1 protein-coding gene is annotated in these 282 nt (G+C 39.0%); it reads left to right on the forward strand.

Annotated elements, in window-relative coordinates; translation table 11 throughout:
- Positions 1-50 precede the first annotated feature (50 nt).
- A partial coding sequence (locus AOA59_RS00085; protein ID WP_256592981.1) for an FAD-dependent oxidoreductase occupies positions 51-282 on the forward strand: 232 nt, incomplete at its 3' end.

The raw sequence follows: 282 nt of genomic DNA on the forward strand, positions 1-282 counted from the left end.
CTCAGTGGGGGCCCTTCTTGAAAACGAAACTCATATCTCCCGCAGGCAAAGTGAGAGCTGCAGGAGACCTTATGCGTGGTAGAACTACTAAGAATGGTGAAGATCAATCACTAGGAAACTTTTTTAGAAAAAGGCTTGGAAATGAAGTGGTTGATAATTTAATTGATCCTTTATTATCAGGCATTTATGCTGGGGATATAGACCGAATTAGTATGCAAGCAACCTTTCCGCATTTTCAACAGATAGAAGCGAAATATAGAAGCTTAATCATTGGTATGAAAT

This window comes from Pseudomonas sp. 2822-15, assembly GCF_002742515.1.
Lineage (GTDB): Bacteria > Pseudomonadota > Gammaproteobacteria > Pseudomonadales > Pseudomonadaceae > Aquipseudomonas > Aquipseudomonas salomonii.